The following is an 18,532-nucleotide window of genomic DNA, read 5'->3' on the forward strand; positions in this document are numbered from 1 at the left end:
CTACGGCGGCTACGACCGCGGCGAGCGGCTGCGCACGACCGCGAAGGCACCGGCCGCGAGGCCGAGGACGCCCACGATCAGGCCGGCGACGCCGAGCCCACGGGCGGTCGAGTCGCTGCTGGAGCTCGACGAGGAGGCGGACGTCGTCTTCGTGGCGGTGGCCGCCGTCGAGGCCGAGGCGGCCGGGGTCTCGTCGCCGTCCTCGCTCTCCTTGGCGGTGAGCTTGAGGACGGGCGCCGGGTTCTCCGGCTCGTCGTCGCCCGCCGCGGCCTCCTCGATCCAGCGCACGACATCGCCGTCCGCGTAGGTCTGGAGCGTCTTGAACGTCAACTGGTCGGTGTCATCGGGCAGTTGACCGAAGGCGACGTTGAAGTCCTCGAACTGTCCGGCGCCGATCTTCCCGCCGGTCCAGGTGATCTCGGAGACGGCGTCGGTGATGGTGCCGTCGTCGGTCTTGACCGGCGTCTTGAGCTTGCTGGTGGTGACCTTCGCGGTCCAGCCGTCCTGCGGGGTGACCAGCACGCCGAGGACTGGGTGGTCGGTGGGCAGAAAGACCTGGACCTTGGTGGTGCTGGACTTGTCCTCCTCGTTGGGGACGCGGAAGGTCAGCACGCCGTCCGTGGCTCCCTTGCCGTAACTCTCGGGGTGGACGGTGACATGCGCGGAGGCGACGCCCGCGGCGGCCAGGACTCCGGCGGTGGCGAGCGCGGCGACGGTGCCTGCGCGGCGCAGGGTGGTGCGGTATGCGGACATGGTGAGGCGATCTCCGTACGGGAAAAGGAAGTTGGCAGGTCAGGCCGAGTACGGGATCGGGACCGGTGGCCCTCTGCGGCTGACCGCGTGCCGCAGGAGGAGCTGACGGAAGGGGGCCGCGTCGGCGCCGGTGCGTCCGGGACCCACCGTGCGGGCGGACAGGGGTGCGGGGGCGTCCCGCCACCAGGCCACCAGTCCGGGTACGAAGGCGACGGCCCAGCGCAGCAACGACCACAGCGCGGCCTCCCCGCGCCGCAGCCACCAGGCCGCGACGAGGGCGGCGACGACATGCGCGGCCACGGCGTGCGGGGTCATCGCCTGCGTCTGCCGCATCGGGGCCATGGTGTCCCCCGACATGTGCGCCATCCCGGCCATCGCCATCCCGGCCCGGGGCCGCGCGAGGTCGAAGCCGAGGTGCAGCCCCGCCTGGGTGGCGAGCATGGCGGCGCCGATGCCGGGCAGGGACCGTTCCCGACCGCCGAGCAGGAACCCCATGCCGAACACGACGAGGAACCCGGCGCCGTCCGCCCACAGCGGGGGCGTCGCGCCGGTGGCGAGCCCGTGCCCGGCGGCAGCCAGCAGCACGCACACCGCGGCGAACACCGCGGCGCGCAGGCTCCGTACCGCCGGGGATGCGCTCATGGTGACGGATCCTCCCACGGGCCGCTGCCGCCGTTGCCGTCGATGGCTGTTTAGGGGGCAGCTCATATCTGGTTCATGGCTTGGTACGGCGGTGACGCGTGGGGCGTTCAGTCCGGACGGGCGGACTCCTGCGCGCATGCGTCGATTTACCGGGATACGGCGGCCGGAGCGCCCGTGCGTGGCAACAGCGCGATCGCCGCGACCGGTACGGCGGCCAGCACCAGCCACGGAACGGCCGCGGGCAACTCCGTGTCGAGGAGCGTGCCGGTGGCCGCGCTGCCGACGAGAACGATCAGCCCGGAGACGGAGGACAGGGCGCCGGTGTAGAGGCCGAGGCGCCGGGGTTCGGCGAGGTCCGGGATCCAGGCGCGGGCGACGGGCGCGATGAGCATCTGGCCGAGGGTGAGCAGCACGACGAGGACGGTGGCGGGCAACAGGCCGGTGGTGCTGGTGAGTTGGGCGGGCCGGGCCACCGCGACGGCCGCGAATCCTACGGCGATCAGCAGCAGCCCGGCCGCCATGGACCGGCGCGGATCGAGCCACTCCCCCGCCTACCGTGTGAGGGGCAACTGCGCGGTCACCACGAGCAGCGAGGACAGGGCGAACAGCCTGGCCAGCGGCGCCTTCGAGCCCGCCGCGCGCTCGACCTCCTCGGGGAGGGCCAGATAGAGCTGGTTGTAGGCGAGGAGATAGGCCCCGTAGGCACAACACAGCGCCAGGAAGGGCCGGTTGCGTACGAGAGCCCGTGCACCGCCCTTCTCCTTGACGCGCGTCCGCCCGGGGATGTGCTGCGGCAGCAGCCAGGCGTGCCCCCGCGAGCACGAGCACGAAGATCCCGGCCCCGGCGAGACACGTCACCCGGAAGTCCACGGCGAGCAGCAGCGCACCGAGCAACGGCCCGACGAACGCCCCGAGTTGACCCGCGACGGTGAACAGCGCGAGCACACGGGCCCGTTGGCCTCCGCCCTTCTCCTCCCACTCGACGGCCTGGCGCGCGACCTCCGACTCCACGGCAGGGGAGAAGAGTGCGGCGGCGAACCCGATGAGCAGTACGGCCCCGACGACCGCGGAGGTCCGTTCGGCGTACCCGAGCCAGCCGAACCCGGCGATCCGCAGCACGCACCCGGCGAGCACCACGGGCCGCACCCCGTACCGGTCGGCCAGCGCCCCGCCGACCACGAACAGCCCCTGCTGGCTGAAGGTCCGCAGCCCCAGCACCAGCCCGACGAGCCAGCCCGCCATGCCGATCGCGTCCGCCAGATGCTCGGCAAGAAACGGCAGCACGGCGAAGAAGCCGACGTTGAAGGCGAGTTGAGTGAGGATCAGCAGCCGGAGCAGGGGCGGGAGCGGAGTCCGTACGACGTTCGCCGCGCTCACCGGACCGCCAACTGCCCCTGCCCCGTGGCTCGTGCACTGCCCGCCGCCGTCACCGCGAGGGCCCCGAGGAGGGCGAGTACGGCGGCGGGGGCGAGGACGGCCCAGGGGGCGCGCTCGGCGTAGGGCTGGTTCTCGGCGAGGAGCAACCCCCACTCCGGGGAAGGCGGTTGGGCGCCGAGGCCGAGGAAGCCGAGCGAGGCGAGGGCGAGGGCGACGCCGGGCAGGCGGAGCAGGGCGTGCCGGGTGACGGGTGGCAGGACGGCGGGCAGCAGTTCGTGGCGCAGGAGGTACCAACGGCCCGCGCCCAGGCCACGGGTGGCGGTCACGTGCAGGGTGGCGCGCTCCTGCCGCAGCAGCGCGGAGGTGTGTGCGGCGAGAGGGGTCCACGCGAGTGCGGCGACGGCGAGGGCAGGTGTACCGCTCCCGCCGCCGGCCACGGCGGTGACCAACAGGGCGGCGAGGACGGGCGGTACGGCGTTCACCGTGTCGACGAGCGGTCCGGACAGCCGGGGCAGCAGGCCGAGCAGGACGCCGGTGACGAGCGCGACGGCACTGATCGCGAGGGCGAGCAGCAAGGTGTCGACGGCCCCGTGGGCGATCCGCGCGAGGACGTCCCGGCCGAGCGCGTCGGTGCCGAACGGGTGGGCCCAGGTGGGGTGTTGGAGACGCAGACGGGTGTTCAGGGCGAGAGGATCGCGGGGCAGGCCGAGCGCGAGGACACCGAGGAGGAGGGCGGCGTACACAACAGGCAAGGCGCGTCCGGGTGTTGGGGCGGGCCCGTGGAGGGACGGCAGGGCTCCGGCTCGCAGGGCCGGTCCGACGAGGAGACAGGTGACGAGGCGGGAGAGTCCGGCGGCGAGGGCGGCGAGCAGGAGGAGGACGAGGGTGCCGGCCTGGAGGACGGGCAGGTCCTGGGCCAGGGCGGCCTGGAGGGTGGTGCGGCCGAGTCCGGGGATGTCGAAGATCTGCTCGACGGCGACGGCACCGCCGGTCAGCCCGACGACGAACAGCCCCAGGTTCGGCAGCAGTCCGGGCAGACAGCGGCGAACGGCCTGCCGCGCGATACGCCGCCCGGACAGCCCACGCGCGGCGGCTGCCCGCGCCCACGGCTCGGCGAAGGCACCGGGCAGCAGATCATCGAGCAGCCGCCCCAACACAGCCCCGGCAGGCAGCCCGAGCGCGAGCGCGGGCAACACCGTCCACCGCGGCCCGTACCACCCGAGCGCGGGCAGCCACCCGAGCTGCACCCCGACGACGGTGGCGAGCACGGACGCGGTGAGGAACTCAGGGAGCGCGGCGAGGGCGGCGGAGCCGGTGCCACCGGGGTGGCTTGCGGGACGAGGGACACGGCGGCGGGCGAGTCGCCTCGGCGGAGCGCCGGGAACGGCGCAAGTGCCGTCGCCGCCGTCGCCGCCACCGCCACCGCCACTGCCACTGCCACTGCCACTGCCACTGCCACTGCCACTGCCACCGCCATCATCGGAGAGCCCTGCGGGCCGACGGCTGGACCGCTCCACGACAACCCCGGGGAGCACAGCGCGAATCGCACCAACCGCACCGCCATCACCGGAACGCCCAGCAGGCCGGCCGCTGGACCGCTCCACGACAACCCCGGGGAGCACAGCGCGAACCGCGCCACCGCCTCCGCCACCGCCGGAACGCCCAACGGGCCGACCCCTTTGCCGCCACACGAGACCCCGGGGCAGCACAGCGCGAACCCCACCGCCGGAACGCCCTGCGGACCGGCCGCTGGACCGCTCCGCGACAACCCTGCGCAGCCCAGCGCGAATCGCACCAACGCCACCGCCGAGCCGCTCTGCAAGACGCCCAGCGCGTCCCCGTCCGAGGAACCCCGGCAGCACAGCGCGCCCCGCGCAACCACCGCCACTGGACCGTTCCATCGCACGACCGCCGCGCCGCAGCGTGCCCGCGCACACCGCCGCGGCGGTCGCCGCGGCCACCGCGAGTGCCGTGGTCATCAGCAGCAGGGACGCGCCCAGGGCTTGGAGGACGGCGGGCGTGACCTCGGTGCCGGAGATCCATGATCGGCCGGCGTCGCCGCGCGGGAGTCCGCCGAGCCAGTGGGCGAGCAGTCGCAACGGGCCGTCGTCCAGGCCGAGTTGGGCGCGGATCGTGGCCAGGACCTCGGGGTCGGGGTCGCGTTCCGCCGAGCGTGCCTTGAGTACGGTGAGTGCCGGGTCGGTGTGTGCGAACCAGGGCAACAGGCCCACGGCGCAGACGAGTCCGGCCGTGAGAAGGGCGCGCCACAGCAGCGCGGTCGTGCGGTGCGGCATGGTTCAGCGCCGGGTTCCGGTGCCGACGAGGGTGCGCTCGTACGGGTCGAGGAGGACGCCCTCGACGGAGTCGCCGACGCCGGTGACGACCCGCTGGTGGACGAGCGGCACAACCGCGTCGGTGCCCAGGATCTCGGCCTCGGCCGCCATCGCGGCGCTCTGGCGCGCGGAGGTGTCGGCGGCTGCCTGGGCCTTCGCGACGGCCCGGTCGACATCCTTGTCGCAGAGCAGGGCCAGGTTGTAGCCGCCGTCGCAGGTGTAGTCACTGGCCAGCACGGCGACCGGATCCCCGGTGTCCACCTGGGTGTTGCGGGCCACGACGAACGCGTCGAACTTCCCGGCCAGTGCGTCGCTCTCGATCCGCGAGTACTCACGCACCTCCAACTCGACCCGGAATCCGGCCCTTTCCAGCTGCTGCTTCAACACCTGGGCCGCTTCGGGCAGTTCGGGCCGGTTGTCGTACGTGGCGAGGGTGATCGGCGTTCCGTCGGGCACCCTCGCCTCCGCCCGTCCGGCAGGCTGTTCGCGCTTGCCGGCGGCCCAGGTGACCGCGGGGCCGTAGATGCCCGTGCCCGCGTCGGCGTGACCTTCGTGGACGCCCTTGGCCAGCGCGCCGGTGTCGAGGGCCTCGCGGGCGGCGGCCCGGAGCTTCGGGTCCGTGAACGGGCCTGCGCGGGTGTTGAGTTGGAGGCTCGTGGTGCGGGTGGTGGCGGTCTCGCGGCGGACCGCGGGGTCGAGGGTCGCGACCTGGGCGACGGGTATCGCCTCGGCCATGTCCACCTGCCCGGTGCGCAGGGCGTTGGTGCGGGCGGTGCCGTCGGCTATGAAGCGCGCGTCGATGCCGGAGGCGTGGGCGAGGCCGCCCCAGTAGTCGTCGAAGCGGTCGAGGGTGGCGGCGGCCGTGGAGCCGGTGACCTTGGTGAGTTCGAAGGGACCGGTGGCGGTACCGACCGGGTCGACTCGGCCCTTCTCCTCGTACGCCTTCGGGGAGAGGACCGCGAGGGCGGGACCGGCGAGCCGCAACGGCAGTACCGGATCAGGGGAGTTGGTGGTGACGCGCACCCGGTCGCCGCCCGCGGACTCGGCGGTGAGGGTGACGCCGGAGAGGGCGGCGGGGGCGGGCTTCGCCTCGGTGGCGTGGGTGAGGGCGGCGGCCACGCGGGCCGGGGTGACGTCGGTGCCGTCCTGGAAGGTCGCCTCGCGCAGGGTGAACAGCCAGCCGCGGTCGCTCTCCCGCTGCCAGGACCGGGCCAGTGCGGGGGCGGCGGAGCCGTTGGCGTCCAGCGAGGTCAGGCCCTCGGTCACACCGAGGCGACTGAGGATGGTGGCGTCGGCGCCGTACGGGGAGAGGTTCTCTGCGGGCGGGAACGCGAGGGCGACCCGTAGCCGGGAACCGGACGTCCCGGTCGTCTCCCCGTTCCCGTCACCGGCGGAGGCGAAGCAGCCGGTGAGCAGCGGGGCGAGGGCGAGCCCAAGGAGCAGTCGGGCGGGGCGGGTTCGTCGGAATCGCATCGCGGTCATCGCCCCATCGGTAGTTCGAAGTGCATGATTCCCTGCCCGCCGGCCGCGTCGTCGCGTTCGTCGTGCACGACCTTGCCGAGCGAGCGCCAGAAGGCCTCGGCGCCGGGCACGGCGGGGTCGGTGTGCAGGTAGGCGGCGCGGTAACCGCCGTCGGCCGCGGCGAACGCGAGGAGTTCGGCGACGAGATGCCGGGCGAGGCCGCGGCGGCGGTGCGCGGGGCGGACGTAGACGCGGCGGAGCTGCGCGGTCTCGCCGGAGGGGTAGCGCTCGGCGAGGTGGCGCGGGTTCGGCGGGTGGACCGGTCCACGGGAGTCGAGCGCGGCGGTCGCGACGATCTGGCCGTCGTCGGGGGCGAGCGCCACGAGGAGGGTGTGGCGGGCCGGGGCGAGGTAGGCGGCGGCCGGGTCGATGATGTCGGCGTGCCAGCGGGGCACATAGCCGGTGGCGAAGTCGCGGTAGACGGTGTCGAGCATCACGGCACGCGCACCGTCGAGGTCGTCCGGGCCTGCCGCCCTGATGCAGTAGTCAAGCACTTGCGCATCATATGCATTAAGACTTCCGTCCTTGATCGCGGCGGGCGATCCCCCATGACGGCCTCCCCTGATGGCCGCTCCCGATTTGACAGCCCTGCGGCCGACCCCTAAAACCTAGCCACATGACATTCATTTTCAAAACCGCGAAAGCGGCGGACCGGTAGTGCGCGTCGCGTTCGTCGGCAAGGGCGGCAGCGGAAAGACCACGCTCTCGGCCCTCTTCGCCCGCCAACTGGCCCGCTCCGGCGCCCCCGTGCTCGCCGTCGACGGCGACATCAACCAGCACCTGGCCGAGGCCCTGGCCCCGGGCGCCGCACCCGCCGTCACCCCGCCGCTCGGTGCCCACCTGGGCGAGCTGAAGGACTTCCTGCGCGGCACCAACCCGCGCATCGCCTCCCGCGAGGCCATGATCAAGACGACCCCGCCGGGGCGCGGCTCACGTCTGCTGCGGCTGCTCGGCGACGACGAGGTGCACGCCCGGCATGTGGTGCGGGCGGGTGACGTACCGCTGATGGCGACGGGCGAGTTCGAGGAGAGCGACCTCGGGGTGGCCTGCTACCACTCCAAACTCGGCGCGGTGGAGCTGTACTTGAACCATCTGGCCGACGGCCCCGGCGAGTACGTCGTGGTCGACATGACGGCGGGCGCCGACGCCTTCGCCTCCGGCCTGTTCACCCGCTTCGACCTCACCTTCCTGGTGGCCGAACCCACCCGCAAGGGCGTCTCCGTCTACCGCCAGTACCGGGACCATGCACGGGAGTTCGGGATCCGGATCGCCGTGATCGGCAACAAGGTGACCGGCGAGGACGACCTGCTCTTCCTCAAACAGGAGGTGGGCGACGATCTGTTGACCCACCTGGTCCACTCCCCCGCCGTCCGCGCCGCCGAACAGGGCCGGTCGGAGGGCGAGTTGGAACCGCACAACGTGCACGCCCTGCGTCTGCTGCGCGAGGCCGTGGACTCCTGCTCCCGGGACTGGCCGACCCTGCACCGCCACGCCGTCGAGTTCCATCTGCGCAACGCGCGGGCCTGGGCGGACCGGGCGACGGGCCTGGACCTGGCCGCCCAGGTGGACCCGGGCTACGTACCGGGCCCGGCCGCACTGACCTGACGACCACCCCACTTGTACCCAACCCTCCCAAACCCTCCGAACTACCTGACAGGACACCCCTTTTCATGTCTCTCGACGTCTCCCCGAAGCTCCTCGCCGAAGCCGAACACGGTGACATCCGCGAGGCGGACTTCGTGGACACGGTCCGCACGTCCCTGCCGTATGCCTACGACCTCGTCGCGGGCCTCGCCGCCGAACTCCACGACGGCACGGCCGAGTTCACCGACAACCAGACCCCGCCGCCGTCCGAGAAGGAACGCGGCCAGCTGCTGCGGGCGTTGGCCAGCGACGCGATCCGGGGCAGCCTGGAGCGCCACTTCGGGGTGACCCTGGCCTTCCAGAACTGCCACCGGGTGGCGGCGTTCCGGCCGGCGGCGCGGGACGGCGGGACGTATGCCAAGTTCACTTCACCGCGGTCCCAAGTACTGAACCAGTCACCGGAGTTCAGGGACTGCTGACCGACAACACCAGCGCGACGAACCGCTCGGCGTCGTCCAGCCACGGCATGTGTCCGGCGCCGGGCTGGATCACGAACTCGGCGTCCGGGAACAGTTCCGCGTACCGGGCCAGCACATGCGGCGGAGCGGAGATGTCGAACTCCCCGGCGAGGATACGCACCGGGGAGGTGAAGCCGGCCAGCGCCGCGCGGGTGTCGGCCGGGCTGAAGGCTCCTTCGGCGGCGTAGAGGGCCGCGGCCTCCGCGTTCTTCTCCTTCGCGTCGGCCTCCTCGAAGGCGCGTGCCGTGTCGTCCCAACGGGCGTGGGCGAAGGGCGAGATGGCCTCCCAGGAGTCGGGCGTGGCCCGCCCGGCGGTGATCTCCTCCAGGGCGGCGAACGCGGGTCCGAACCACGGTTCGGACCCGCGCAACCGCGCGACCGCCAGCCGGTCCTCGGCGGAGATCCCGATGCCGACCGCGTAGACGCTGGGGGCGACCAGCGTCAGCCGGGCCACCCGGTCCGGATGGCGGGCCGTGTACAGCACGGCCAGGTTCGCGCCGGCCGAGTGCGCGAGCAGGTCGAGCCGCTCCAGGCCCAGGTGTTCGCGCAGCGCCTCGACGTCGTCCACGAGCCGGTCGCAGCGGTACGACGCCCGGTCCCGAGGCACCTCCGACGCGCCCGTGCCCCGGAGGTCCAGCCGGATCAGCCGCCGGTGGGTGGTCAGGCCGCCGAGGGTGCCGAGATAGGTCGAGTCCCGCATCGGTCCACCGGGCAGACAGACCAGGGGCGGGCCGTCACCCGAGGCGTGCGCGGCGAGGCGGGTTCCGTCGGATGCGGCGAAGGTCGGCATGGGCGTGAGCGTGTCAGGGGTCCTGATGTGCGGCAACCGGATTCCCGGGCACCGGGCCCTCGGCTACCCGACTACCGGGCTCGGCGTGCGCGACAGCCGGGCACGGACGCGGAGCGTACAGCGACCGGGCAGCCGGGCACGGAGCCTTCGGCATCCGGACGTCATGCTCGCCACGCACGCGGCAACGGGGTCCCGGACGTCGTACCTGCGGCAACCAGATCGCGGGGCACAGCGCATCAGGTAACCAGAATGCTGCGCGGCGAACGGGCCGGTCCGGTTCCGCGCTCCGGACCGGCCCAGCTGTCACTGCTTCCGTTCGACCCGCACCCAGTCCACCTCCGCCTGCACTCCCCCGGCCGCGACCTTGTCGACGCTCGACTGCGGCAGGCCCCAGTACGGCGTCGTCACCTGGTTCCAGCCGGCCGGATACGCGCCGCCCAGGGCGAGATTGAGGATGACGTACTGGTTGTGGTCGAAGACCCACTGACCGCGGGTCGATTCGAGTTTGTTGCGGGTGGTCTCCTGGACGAGGTTGTCGTCGACGTAGAAGCGCATCGCGGTCGGGGTCCATTCGACGGCGTACGTGTGCCACTGGTCGATCGTGCCGGAGTTCGGAAAGGTCTGGCGGGCGCCGATGTTGCCGTCCGCGGAGTAGCCGGGGCCGTGCAGCGAGGTGCTGGTCCAGTTGGAGTAGCCGATGTTCTCCATGATGTCGGTCTCGCCGGAGGCGGGCCAGGAGACCGACGGGTTGTCGACGTTGCTGCCGAGCAGCCAGAAGGCGGGCCAGAATCCGTCGCCGACCGGCAGCTTCATACGGGCGCTGACCTTGCCGTACGTGAAGTCGAAGTGCGTGTTGGTGTCGATGCGGCCCGACGTGAAGTCGTAAGTCCCACCGCCCGCCTGGGTGCAGCCCTTGCAGTACTTCGCCGCGAGGATCAACTCACCGTTCTGCGTACGGACGTTGTCCGTCGAGTCGACGTACGCCTGGGACTCGCCGTTGACCGAGCCCATCTCCGTGCCGGTCCGTACGACCCGCCACTTGGAGCGGTCCAGGGCGGCGGACGTGAAGTCGTCGAAGAACGTCGTCCGGTACGTGCCCGACTGGTCGCCGGGGAGGGCCGGGTAGGCCGCCGCCGCGCTGCCACCGGCGCCCCAGACCTGGAACTCGTAGAGCGAGTAGCCGAATTGGGCCGTGTAGGGCGCCGGGTTGTAGAAGGAGCGGCGTTCCTTGCCGAGCATGCGGACGTAGCGGCCGGTCACGGGTTGGGGCAGGGTCACCGTGTCGTGGCGGCCCGTCGCGTCGGCGGGTGCCTGAATGTTCGCCCGGCGGGCCGCGATGTCGGCGGCCGACGGCTCGTACACCGTGCGCCAAGTGCTGTTGTCGTCCGAGACCTGGAGCAAGTAGTCGACGGCGTAGGCGGATTCCCAGTAGAGGTCGACCGTGTCGATCGTCGAGGTCGCGCCGAGGTCGACCGAGACCCAGCGGTCGGCGTTCCAGTCGCTGGACCAGCGGGTCGCGTCGTCCTTGAGGTTGGCGGGCCAGCCTCCGTCGGTGACGTACGCCGGTGAATTGCCGTTGTGCTGGTAGTAGTTGGAGTACGCGGGGTGGTTCAGGGCGAGGTTGGTGCGGGTCGTGGACGCGGGGGCCGCCTCGCCGCCGTAGACCTTGAAGGAGTAGAGCGAGTAGCCGTAGGGCGTGGCCCGTTCCAAACCCCGCAGGCGGATGTAGCGACCCGTCACCTCCTGTGGGTACGTGCTCGTGGTGACCGAACCGCCGTTGCCCGCCGTCTCCGTGTAGAAGGGGGTCCAGTCGGTGCCGTTCTTCGAGATCTCCAGGACGTATCTCTTGCCGTAGGCGGCCTCCCAGTCGAGGGTGACGCGGTCGACGCGGAGGGTCGTACCGAGGTCGAGGCGGATCCAGGCGTCGTCGGCGAAGTTGCTGGACCAGCGGGTGGCGCCGTCGCCGTCGAAGGCGAGGCCGGGGGTGGTGCCGGCGTTCTCGCTGCCGGAGGCGGTGACGGCGGCCGGGTTCGCCGCATAGGCGGTGGCCGCGAGGTCGGTGTCCCAGGTCGCCGCGGCGGCGGCCTGCGGGGCGGGGGCGGCGAGGGCCGGGGTGACGCAGAGCAGGGTCAGCGCGGTGAGCGCCGTGAGCAGGGTGCGGGTTCGCATGCGGGTCTCCTTGAGGGGCGGATCTCCTTCTGAGGGTGCTCGTGCTGACGTGCACATGACATTATCGAGGCTGAAGGGGTTGGAACGGTCCATGGGGCCGATGGTGCCCCGGTGGGCGCGGGCTCCCCCGCCCGCACCCACCGGGGCGGTCTCGGTCAGGCCGCGCGCCGGGCCCGGCTGCGGTGGTCGCGGATGATCTCCGCGTACCGGTGGCCGGAGCCCTTGATCGTGCGGACCTGGGTGTCGTAGTCGACGTGGACCAGTCCAAAGCGCTTCTCGTAGCCGTACGCCCACTCGAAGTTGTCGAGCAGCGACCAGGCGAAGTAGCCGGCCAGCGGGGCGCCCTTGCGGGCCGCGGAGGCGCAGGCGGCGAGGTGCTGGACCAGGTAGTCCTGGCGTTCCGGGTCGTCGACGGTGCCGTCGGGGCGTACGACGTCGGGGAACGCGGAGCCGTTCTCGGTGACGTAGATCCGGCGCGGGTCGTACTCCTCGGTGAGGCGGAGCAGCAGGGTCTCGATGCCGGAGGCGTCGATCTCCCAGTCCATGCCGGTGCGCGGGACGCCGAGGCGGCGGACGGCGCGGGTGTAGGGGGCGGGGCCGGTGGGGTCGTCGGCGACGGTCGCCGGGAAGTAGTAGTTCAGGCCGAGCCAGTCCAGCGGGGCGGCGATGGTCGCCAAGTCGCCGGGCTGTTCCGGGAGTTCGACGCCGTACGTCTCGACCATGTCGGCGGGGAAGCCGCGGCCGTGGACCGGGTCGAGCCACCAGCGGTTGACGTGGCCGTCCTGTCGGCGGGCGGCCTGGACGTCCTCGTCGCGGTCGCTGGCCGGGTACACCGTGGAGAGGTTGTTGACGATGCCGACCTGGGCGTTCGGGGCGGCGGCGCGGATCGCCTGCGCGGCGAGGCCGTGGCCGAGCAGGAGGTGGTAGGAGGCTCGGACGGCGGCCGTTAGATCGGTCCAACCCGGCGCCATCTTGCCTTCGAGGTGGCCGATCCAGGCCGAGCAGGACGGCTCGTTGAGGGTCGTCCAGTGGGTGACGCGGTCGCCGAGGCGTTCGGCGACGACCGAGGCGTACGCGGCGAAGTGCTCGGCGGTCGCGCGCTCGGGCCAGCCGCCGCGGTCCTGAAGCGCCTGGGGCAGGTCCCAGTGGTAGAGGGTGACGGACGGCGTGATGCCCGCTTCCAGGAGTCCGTCCACCAACTGGTCGTAGAACGCGAGGCCCTTGGGGTTGACCGGGCCGTCGCCGCCGGGGAGGACCCGGGGCCAGGCGATCGACAACCGGTAGGCGTTGGCGCCGAGTTGGCGCATCAGGCCGATGTCCTCGCGCCAGCGGTGGTAGTGGTCGCAGGCGACGTCGCCGTTGTCGTCGTTGTCGATCTTTCCGGGGGTGTGCGAGAAGGTGTCCCAGATCGACGGCGAACGCCCGTCCTCGGCGACGGCTCCCTCGATCTGGTACGCCGCGGTGGCCGTGCCCCACAGGAAGTCGTGCGGGAGTGCGGCGATGTCGATGGTCACTGAAGTCCCTTTACGGTCAGCAGAGTTGTCAGCGGAGTTGGTCGGGTCGGTCACTTGACGGCGCCCGCCGTCAGCCCGGCGACGAGATAGCGCTGCAGCAGCAGGAAGCCGGCGACCACGGGCACGCTGACGACCAGCGAGGCGGCCATGATCTGGTTCCAGTACACGTCGTTGAGCGTGGAGTAGCCCTGGAGTCCGACGGCGAGCGTGCGGGTGGAGTCGTTGGTCATGACGGAGGCGAAGAGGACTTCTCCCCACGCGGTCATGAAGGCGTAGACGGCGACCGCGACGATGCCGGGGATCGCGGCCGGTACGACGACCCGCAGCAGCGCGCCGAGCGGACCGCAGCCGTCCACCAGCGCCGCCTCGTCCAGGTCCTTCGGGACGGAGTCGAAGTAGCCGATCAGCATCCAGATGGAGAAGGGCAGCGAGAAGGTCAGATACGTCAGGATCAGGCCGCCGCGCGAGCCGAACAGGGCGATGCCCGTGGCGTTGCCGATGTTGACGTAGAGGAGGAACAGCGGGAGGAGGAAGAGGATGCCCGGGAACATCTGGGTCGACAGGACGGTGACCGTGAAGACGCGCTTGCCGCGGAACTCGTAGCGGCTGACCGCGTACGCGGCGAAGACCGCGATGACCACCGAGCAGACCGTCGCGGCGACGGACACGATCAGCGAGTTCATGAAGTACTTCGCGAGCGGGACCGTCGACCAGATGTCGATGTACGGGCGGATCGTGAGCCCGCTCGGCAGCCAGCGGAACTTTCCCGTGACGTCTGAGAGCGGTTTCAGGGAGCTGGAGAGCATGACGTACACCGGCACCAGGACGAAGCCGGTGAGCAGGGTGAGGAAGATCCGCCGCGACCAGATGAAGGAGCGGGGCGGGGCCATGGGCGAGGTGGGGCTAGACATCGGCCGTTTTCCGTCCGCGTGAGGTGAACACGAGATACACGCCGGTGACGACGAGCAGGAACAGGAGCAGCAGGACCGACATCGCCGAGCCGGTGCCGAAGTTCCAGGTGACGAACGACGCCTGGTAGATGTGCACCGAGATGAGGTCCGCGGCCTCGGGGGCCGACCTGCCGAACAGGACGTACGGCGTGTTGAAGTCGTTGAACGTCCACAGGAACAGGACGAGGACCAGCACCTGGTTGACCGGGCGCAGCGACGGCAGGGTGATGCGGCGGATCTGCTGCAGGAGGCCGGCGCCGTCGATGGAGGCGGCCTCGTACAGCTCCTTGGGGATGTTCTGCAGGCCGGCCATCACAATGAGGAAGGCGAACGGCCAGCCCTTCCACACCGACACGATCAGCAGCGCGTAGAAGCTGTTGTCGCCGATCAGCCAGAACGACGGCTTGTCGGTGAGGTGCAGCTGGTCGTGCAGGACGTGGTTCACCAGGCCGTTGTCGTGCTGGAACATGAACACCCAGGTGATGACGGCCGCGTAGACCGGCAGCGCGTACGGGATGAGAAAGAGCGCTCTCAGAAAGCCACGGCCGCGGAAGTTGTCCTGCATGTAGATCGCGGTGACCGTGCCGATCAGCCAGCAGAAGCCGACCGAGAGCAGGGTGAAGCCGACGGTGACGAAGAAGGAGTGAAGGAGCGCCTTGCCCACGGGGGCGTCGAAGTCCACCGACACCTTGTAGTTGTCGAAGCCGGACCAGGGCGCGGTGCCCCAGTCACGGATGTAGAACTGGGTGAGTTCCTTGAAGCTCATGACGATGCCGATGACCATCGGCACCAGGTGGACCAGGAGTTCGAGGAACAGGGCGGGCAGGAGCAGCAGGTAGGGCAGGCCGATACGGCGGATCCGTTCGCCGCGCCGCCGGCGCGGGCCGGGGGCCGCCGGGTCGGAAGGGTTCTTCCGCACGGCGGCCTCCGGGGTGACAGTGCTCGTCACAGTCGCACTCACTTCGCCGGCATCTGCTGCTGGGCCTTTTCGAGCTCCGCCTTGACCGAGGCGGTGGTGACCGCGCGTCCGGCGGCGGCGTCGGCGAACAGGTTCTTGACGGCGGTGCCGACCGCCGTCTCGAACTGCGACTCGTCGGCGACCTGCGGCAGCGCGGCGGCGCTGGTGGCGAGGGTGTTCTTCAGGACGGCGTTCGCGGGGGTGTTGAACGCGGTGTCCGTCTGCGCGGTCTTGACCGGCGGGATGGAGCTGTAGGCGGTGTTGAGGATCTTCTGCTCGGCGTCGCTCGTCATGAACTTCACGAACTTCGTGGAGCCGTCGAGGTTGTCGGTGTTCTTGAAGACGGCGAGGTTGATGCCGGCCACCATCGAGTTCACCTGTGTGCCGGTACCGGGGGTGCCGGACTGCACGGGTATCGGGGCGATGCCGTACGCGCTGTCGCTCATGCCCTGGGACTTGAGGTTCGCGGACGCGGACTGCCACATCAGCATCGCCGTCTTGCCCTTGGCGAAGTCGCTGACGGACTGGTTCTGCGCGTACTCGGCGTTGCCGACCGGGATGACCTTGTCCTTGGCCATCAGGTCCACGTACTGCTTGACGGCGGCCACAACGCCGTCGTTGGTGAAGTCGGCCTTGCCGTCGGCGGTGAAGAAGTCGGCGCCGTGCTGCTTGGCGAAGACGAAGGTGTGGTGGATGTTCTCGGAGACGTTGGCGCCCTCGGCGCCGAGGACCTGCTTGCCCTTCGCCTGGATCTTCTTGCCGTCGGCGACCAATTCGGCCCAGGTGGCCGGGGGTTGGGAGATACCCGCGTCGGCGAAGATCTGCTTGTTGTAGTAGAGCGCGTACGCCATCGAGTACAGCGGGACCGCGGCCGGGTCCTTGCCCACGGCGCCGGTGGAGCCGAGCGCGGAGTCGACGAAGCGGTCCTTGCCGCCGATCTTCGCGAAGTTGGCCGCGTTCCACGGCAGGAAGGCGCCGGTGGCCTGGAGGGAGGCGCTCCAGGTGTTGCCGATGTTCAGGACGTCGGGGCCCTGGCCGGAAGTCGTCGCGGTCAGGATCCGGTTGAGCAGGTCGGACCAGGGCACGACCTCCAGCTTCACCGTGATGCCGGTCTGCTTCTTGAACTTGTCCAGCTCGGGCTGCAGGACCTTCTTGTCGATCGCGATGCTGGCGCCCTGGTTGGAGGCCCAGTAGGTGAGCGTCTTGGGCGAGTCGTTGGATCCCCCACCCGTGGACGAACCGCCTCCGCAGGCCGTGGCCGCTAGGGCGAGTGACATGGTGACGGCGCCTACGGCCGCGGCTCGGATGCTGCGCATACTCCGGGTGTCCCTTCAGGGAATGCACTCACGACTTAATTTAGGACGTGAGTTAAACCTCGGAAGCCAAAGGCGTCAAGAGTTTGGACGCCACTCGTCGAACTCGGTCGTATCTCTTGACGGCCGCGTTCACGGACCTGAAGCATTCCCTCGCGAGAGAGCGCTCCCAACCCCACCGGCGTTCATTTCATGAACAAGGAGAGCCGCGACATGTCCTCAGTTCCCCGCAGAACCGTTCTCGGTGCGGCCGCCGCTGTGTCCGCCCTGGCCGGGCTGCCCGCAACTGCCTCCGCCGCCCCCGCAACTCCCGCCGCGAACAAGCCACTTGCTCTTCCGGGTGGCGGCGATCTCGGCCCCAACGTGATCGTCTTCGACCCGTCGACGGCCGGCATCCAGGCCAAGCTGGACCAGGTCTTCGCCCAGCAGGAGACCGCCCAGTTCGGCACCGGCCGCTACGCCTTCTTCTTCAAGCCCGGCACCTACTCCGGGCTCAACGCCCAGCTCGGCTTCTACACCTCGATCGCGGGCCTCGGCCTCTCCCCCGACGACACCACCATCAACGGTGACGTCACGGTCGACGCGGGCTGGTTCAACGGCAACGCCACGCAGAACTTCTGGCGGTCGGCGGAGAACCTCGCGCTCGTGCCCGTCAGCGGAACCAACAGGTGGGCCGTGGCTCAGGCGGCCCCCTTCCGTCGTATGCATGTGCGCGGCAGTCTCAACCTCGCCCCGAACGGCTACGGTTGGGCCTCCGGCGGCTACATCGCCGACAGCCGGATCGACGGCCAGGTCCAGCCGTACTCGCAGCAGCAGTGGTACACCCGGGACAGCGCGATCGGCAGCTGGCTCAACGGCGTCTGGAACATGGTCTTTTCGGGCGTGCAGGGCGCACCGGCGCAGGGCTTCCCGAACCCGGTGTACACCACCCTCGCCACGACCCCCGTCTCCCGCGAGAAGCCCTTCCTCTACCTCAACGGCACCGAGTACCGCGTCTTCCTCCCCGAGAAGCGCACCAACGCCAGCGGCGTGACCTGGGGCAACGGCACCCCGCGCGGCACCTCGCTGTCGCTGTCGCAGTTCTACGTCGCGAAGCCGGGCGTCACGGCCGCCACCCTCAACCAGGCGCTCACCCAGGGACTGCACCTCCTGCTGACGCCGGGCATCTACCACCTGGACCAGCCGATCCAGGTGAACCGCGCCAACACCGTTGTCCTGGGCCTGGGTTACGCAACTCTCGTTCCCGACAACGGGGTTACGGCCCTCAAGACGGCCGACGTCGACGGCGTACGCCTCGCGGGCTTCCTGATCGACGCGGGCACGGTCAACTCCAACACCCTTCTGGAGGTGGGCCCTTCGGGCACGACGACGGACCACTCCGCCAACCCGACCACCGTCCAGGACGTGTTCGTCCGCATCGGCGGCGCGGGCGCGGGCAAGGCCACCACCAGCATGGTCATCAACAACCGGCACACCATCGTCGACCACACCTGGCTCTGGCGCGCCGACCACGGCACGGGCATCGGCTGGGACACCAACCGGGCCGACTACGGCCTCCTCGTCAACGGCGCCGACGTGCTGGCCACGGGTCTGTTCGTGGAGCACTTCAACAAGTACGACGTGCAGTGGAACGGCGAGCGGGGCCGCACGATCTTCTTCCAGAACGAGAAGGCGTACGACGCCCCGAACCAGGCGGCCATCCAGAACGGCTCGATCAAGGGGTACGCGGCCTACAAGGTCGGTGACAACGTGACCGTGCACGAAGGCTGGGGCCTGGGCAGCTACTGCTACTACAACGTCGACCCGACGATCGTGCAGCACAACGGCTTCGCGGCGCCGAACCGGTCGGGCGTGAAGTTCCACGACCTGCTGGTCGTCTCGCTCGGCGGGCAGGGCCAGTACGAACACGTCATCAACGAGACGGGAGCGGCGACTTCGGGCACGTCGACGGTCCCGTCCACCGTGGTGTCGTACCCCTGAGGTCGTGGGGGGGGGGGGGGGGGGGGGGGGGGGGGGGGGGCGGGGGGCCGCCCCCCCCCCCCCCCCCCCCCCCCCCGCCCCCCCCCCCCCCCCCCCCCCCCCCCCCCCCCCCCCCACCCCGCCGCCCGCG

At 70.8% G+C, this 18,532-nt stretch carries 14 protein-coding genes and 1 pseudogene; 3 read left to right on the forward strand and 12 right to left on the reverse strand.

The features are described from left to right. Positions 1-9: 9 nt before the first annotated feature. From ACIBJH_RS47205 to ACIBJH_RS47230, 6 genes and pseudogenes are all read right to left on the reverse strand, one after another. Positions 10-753 carry a YcnI family protein gene (locus ACIBJH_RS47205; RefSeq protein WP_399123218.1) on the reverse strand — a complete coding sequence of 248 codons (744 nt, stop codon included), beginning with the start codon at positions 751-753 and terminating at the stop codon, positions 10-12. A 39-nt stretch (positions 754-792) separates the two neighbouring features. Beyond that, positions 793-1,395, reverse strand: a complete 603-nt coding sequence (locus ACIBJH_RS47210) for a hypothetical protein (protein WP_399123219.1) — start codon at positions 1,393-1,395, stop codon at positions 793-795. 146 nt (positions 1,396-1,541) lie between these two features. Beyond that, positions 1,542-2,772: pseudogene (locus ACIBJH_RS47215) on the reverse strand (MFS transporter). Beyond that, positions 2,769-5,066 (reverse strand): ABC transporter permease subunit, encoded by a 2,298-nt coding sequence (locus ACIBJH_RS47220; RefSeq protein WP_399123220.1) that lies wholly within the window; start codon positions 5,064-5,066, stop codon positions 2,769-2,771. Before ACIBJH_RS47220 ends, ACIBJH_RS47215 begins: the two are co-directional and overlap by 4 nt. A 3-nt stretch (positions 5,067-5,069) precedes the next feature. Continuing rightward, a complete protein-coding gene (locus ACIBJH_RS47225) occupies positions 5,070-6,587 on the reverse strand; it encodes an ABC transporter substrate-binding protein (protein ID WP_399123221.1) in 1,518 nt (505 codons plus the stop codon). Beyond that, a complete protein-coding gene (locus ACIBJH_RS47230) occupies positions 6,584-7,120 on the reverse strand; it encodes a GNAT family N-acetyltransferase (RefSeq protein WP_399123222.1) in 537 nt (178 codons plus the stop codon). Before ACIBJH_RS47230 ends, ACIBJH_RS47225 begins: the two co-directional genes overlap by 4 nt. A 163-nt stretch (positions 7,121-7,283) precedes the next feature. Here ACIBJH_RS47230 and ACIBJH_RS47235 point away from each other — a divergent pair, with 163 nt between their 5' ends. Both ACIBJH_RS47235 and ACIBJH_RS47240 read left to right on the forward strand, forming a co-directional pair. Then, positions 7,284-8,231: an ATP-binding protein gene (locus tag ACIBJH_RS47235; RefSeq protein ID WP_399123223.1), complete on the forward strand. Its 948-nt coding sequence runs from the start codon at positions 7,284-7,286 to the stop codon at positions 8,229-8,231. Positions 8,232-8,296: 65 nt separating this feature from the next. After that, the gene (locus ACIBJH_RS47240; RefSeq protein ID WP_399123224.1) at positions 8,297-8,689 is read left to right on the forward strand and encodes an SCO5389 family protein; all 393 of its coding nucleotides are present in this window, start codon (positions 8,297-8,299) and stop codon (positions 8,687-8,689) included. Here the strand turns inward: ACIBJH_RS47240 and ACIBJH_RS47245 are convergent. From ACIBJH_RS47245 to ACIBJH_RS47270, 6 genes are all read right to left on the reverse strand, one after another. Beyond that, positions 8,676-9,518, reverse strand: a complete 843-nt coding sequence (locus ACIBJH_RS47245) for an alpha/beta fold hydrolase (RefSeq protein WP_399123225.1) — start codon at positions 9,516-9,518, stop codon at positions 8,676-8,678. The genes ACIBJH_RS47240 and ACIBJH_RS47245 overlap by 14 nt on opposite strands. A 303-nt stretch (positions 9,519-9,821) precedes the next feature. Beyond that, the gene (locus ACIBJH_RS47250; RefSeq protein ID WP_399123226.1) at positions 9,822-11,687 is read right to left on the reverse strand and encodes a discoidin domain-containing protein; all 1,866 of its coding nucleotides are present in this window, start codon (positions 11,685-11,687) and stop codon (positions 9,822-9,824) included. Positions 11,688-11,842: 155 nt separating this feature from the next. After that, on the reverse strand, positions 11,843-13,201 hold the full coding sequence (locus tag ACIBJH_RS47255) for a GH1 family beta-glucosidase (protein ID WP_399123227.1): 1,359 nt from the start codon (positions 13,199-13,201) through the stop codon (positions 11,843-11,845). Between the two features lie 50 nt (positions 13,202-13,251). Then, positions 13,252-14,112, reverse strand: coding sequence for a carbohydrate ABC transporter permease (locus ACIBJH_RS47260; protein ID WP_078532652.1), 861 nt, complete (start codon positions 14,110-14,112; stop codon positions 13,252-13,254). Further along, positions 14,105-15,100 (reverse strand): carbohydrate ABC transporter permease, encoded by a 996-nt coding sequence (locus tag ACIBJH_RS47265; RefSeq protein ID WP_399123228.1) that lies wholly within the window; start codon positions 15,098-15,100, stop codon positions 14,105-14,107. The genes ACIBJH_RS47260 and ACIBJH_RS47265 overlap by 8 nt, the downstream gene beginning before the upstream one ends. An 8-nt stretch (positions 15,101-15,108) precedes the next feature. Then, positions 15,109-16,425 carry an ABC transporter substrate-binding protein gene (locus ACIBJH_RS47270; protein WP_399123229.1) on the reverse strand — a complete coding sequence of 439 codons (1,317 nt, stop codon included), beginning with the start codon at positions 16,423-16,425 and terminating at the stop codon, positions 15,109-15,111. 210 nt (positions 16,426-16,635) lie between these two features. Between ACIBJH_RS47270 and ACIBJH_RS47275 the strand changes: the two genes are divergently transcribed. Then, a complete protein-coding gene (locus tag ACIBJH_RS47275) occupies positions 16,636-18,402 on the forward strand; it encodes a coagulation factor 5/8 type domain-containing protein (RefSeq protein WP_399123231.1) in 1,767 nt (588 codons plus the stop codon). Positions 18,403-18,532: the final 130 nt, after the last annotated feature.

The organism is Streptomyces sp. NPDC050548 (genome assembly GCF_044457385.1).
Taxonomy (GTDB): Bacteria; Actinomycetota; Actinomycetes; order Streptomycetales; family Streptomycetaceae; genus Streptomyces.

What these genes read in the sequence shown, in the direction of transcription:
- ACIBJH_RS47270 (WP_399123229.1), bottom strand. Translation starts at nt 16,425, where the DNA reads ATGCGCAGCATCCGAGCCGCGGCCGTAGGCGCCGTCACCATGTCACTC.
- ACIBJH_RS47205 (WP_399123218.1), bottom strand. Translation starts at nt 753, where the DNA reads ATGTCCGCATACCGCACCACCCTGCGCCGCGCAGGCACCGTCGCCGCG.
- ACIBJH_RS47225 (WP_399123221.1), bottom strand. Translation starts at nt 6,587, where the DNA reads ATGACCGCGATGCGATTCCGACGAACCCGCCCCGCCCGACTGCTCCTT.
- ACIBJH_RS47220 (WP_399123220.1), bottom strand. Translation starts at nt 5,066, where the DNA reads ATGCCGCACCGCACGACCGCGCTGCTGTGGCGCGCCCTTCTCACGGCC.
- ACIBJH_RS47240 (WP_399123224.1), top strand. Translation starts at nt 8,297, where the DNA reads ATGTCTCTCGACGTCTCCCCGAAGCTCCTCGCCGAAGCCGAACACGGT.
- ACIBJH_RS47275 (WP_399123231.1), top strand. Translation starts at nt 16,636, where the DNA reads ATGTCCTCAGTTCCCCGCAGAACCGTTCTCGGTGCGGCCGCCGCTGTG.
- ACIBJH_RS47245 (WP_399123225.1), bottom strand. Translation starts at nt 9,518, where the DNA reads ATGCCGACCTTCGCCGCATCCGACGGAACCCGCCTCGCCGCGCACGCC.
- ACIBJH_RS47250 (WP_399123226.1), bottom strand. Translation starts at nt 11,687, where the DNA reads ATGCGAACCCGCACCCTGCTCACGGCGCTCACCGCGCTGACCCTGCTC.
- ACIBJH_RS47260 (WP_078532652.1), bottom strand. Translation starts at nt 14,112, where the DNA reads ATGTCTAGCCCCACCTCGCCCATGGCCCCGCCCCGCTCCTTCATCTGG.
- ACIBJH_RS47210 (WP_399123219.1), bottom strand. Translation starts at nt 1,395, where the DNA reads ATGAGCGCATCCCCGGCGGTACGGAGCCTGCGCGCCGCGGTGTTCGCC.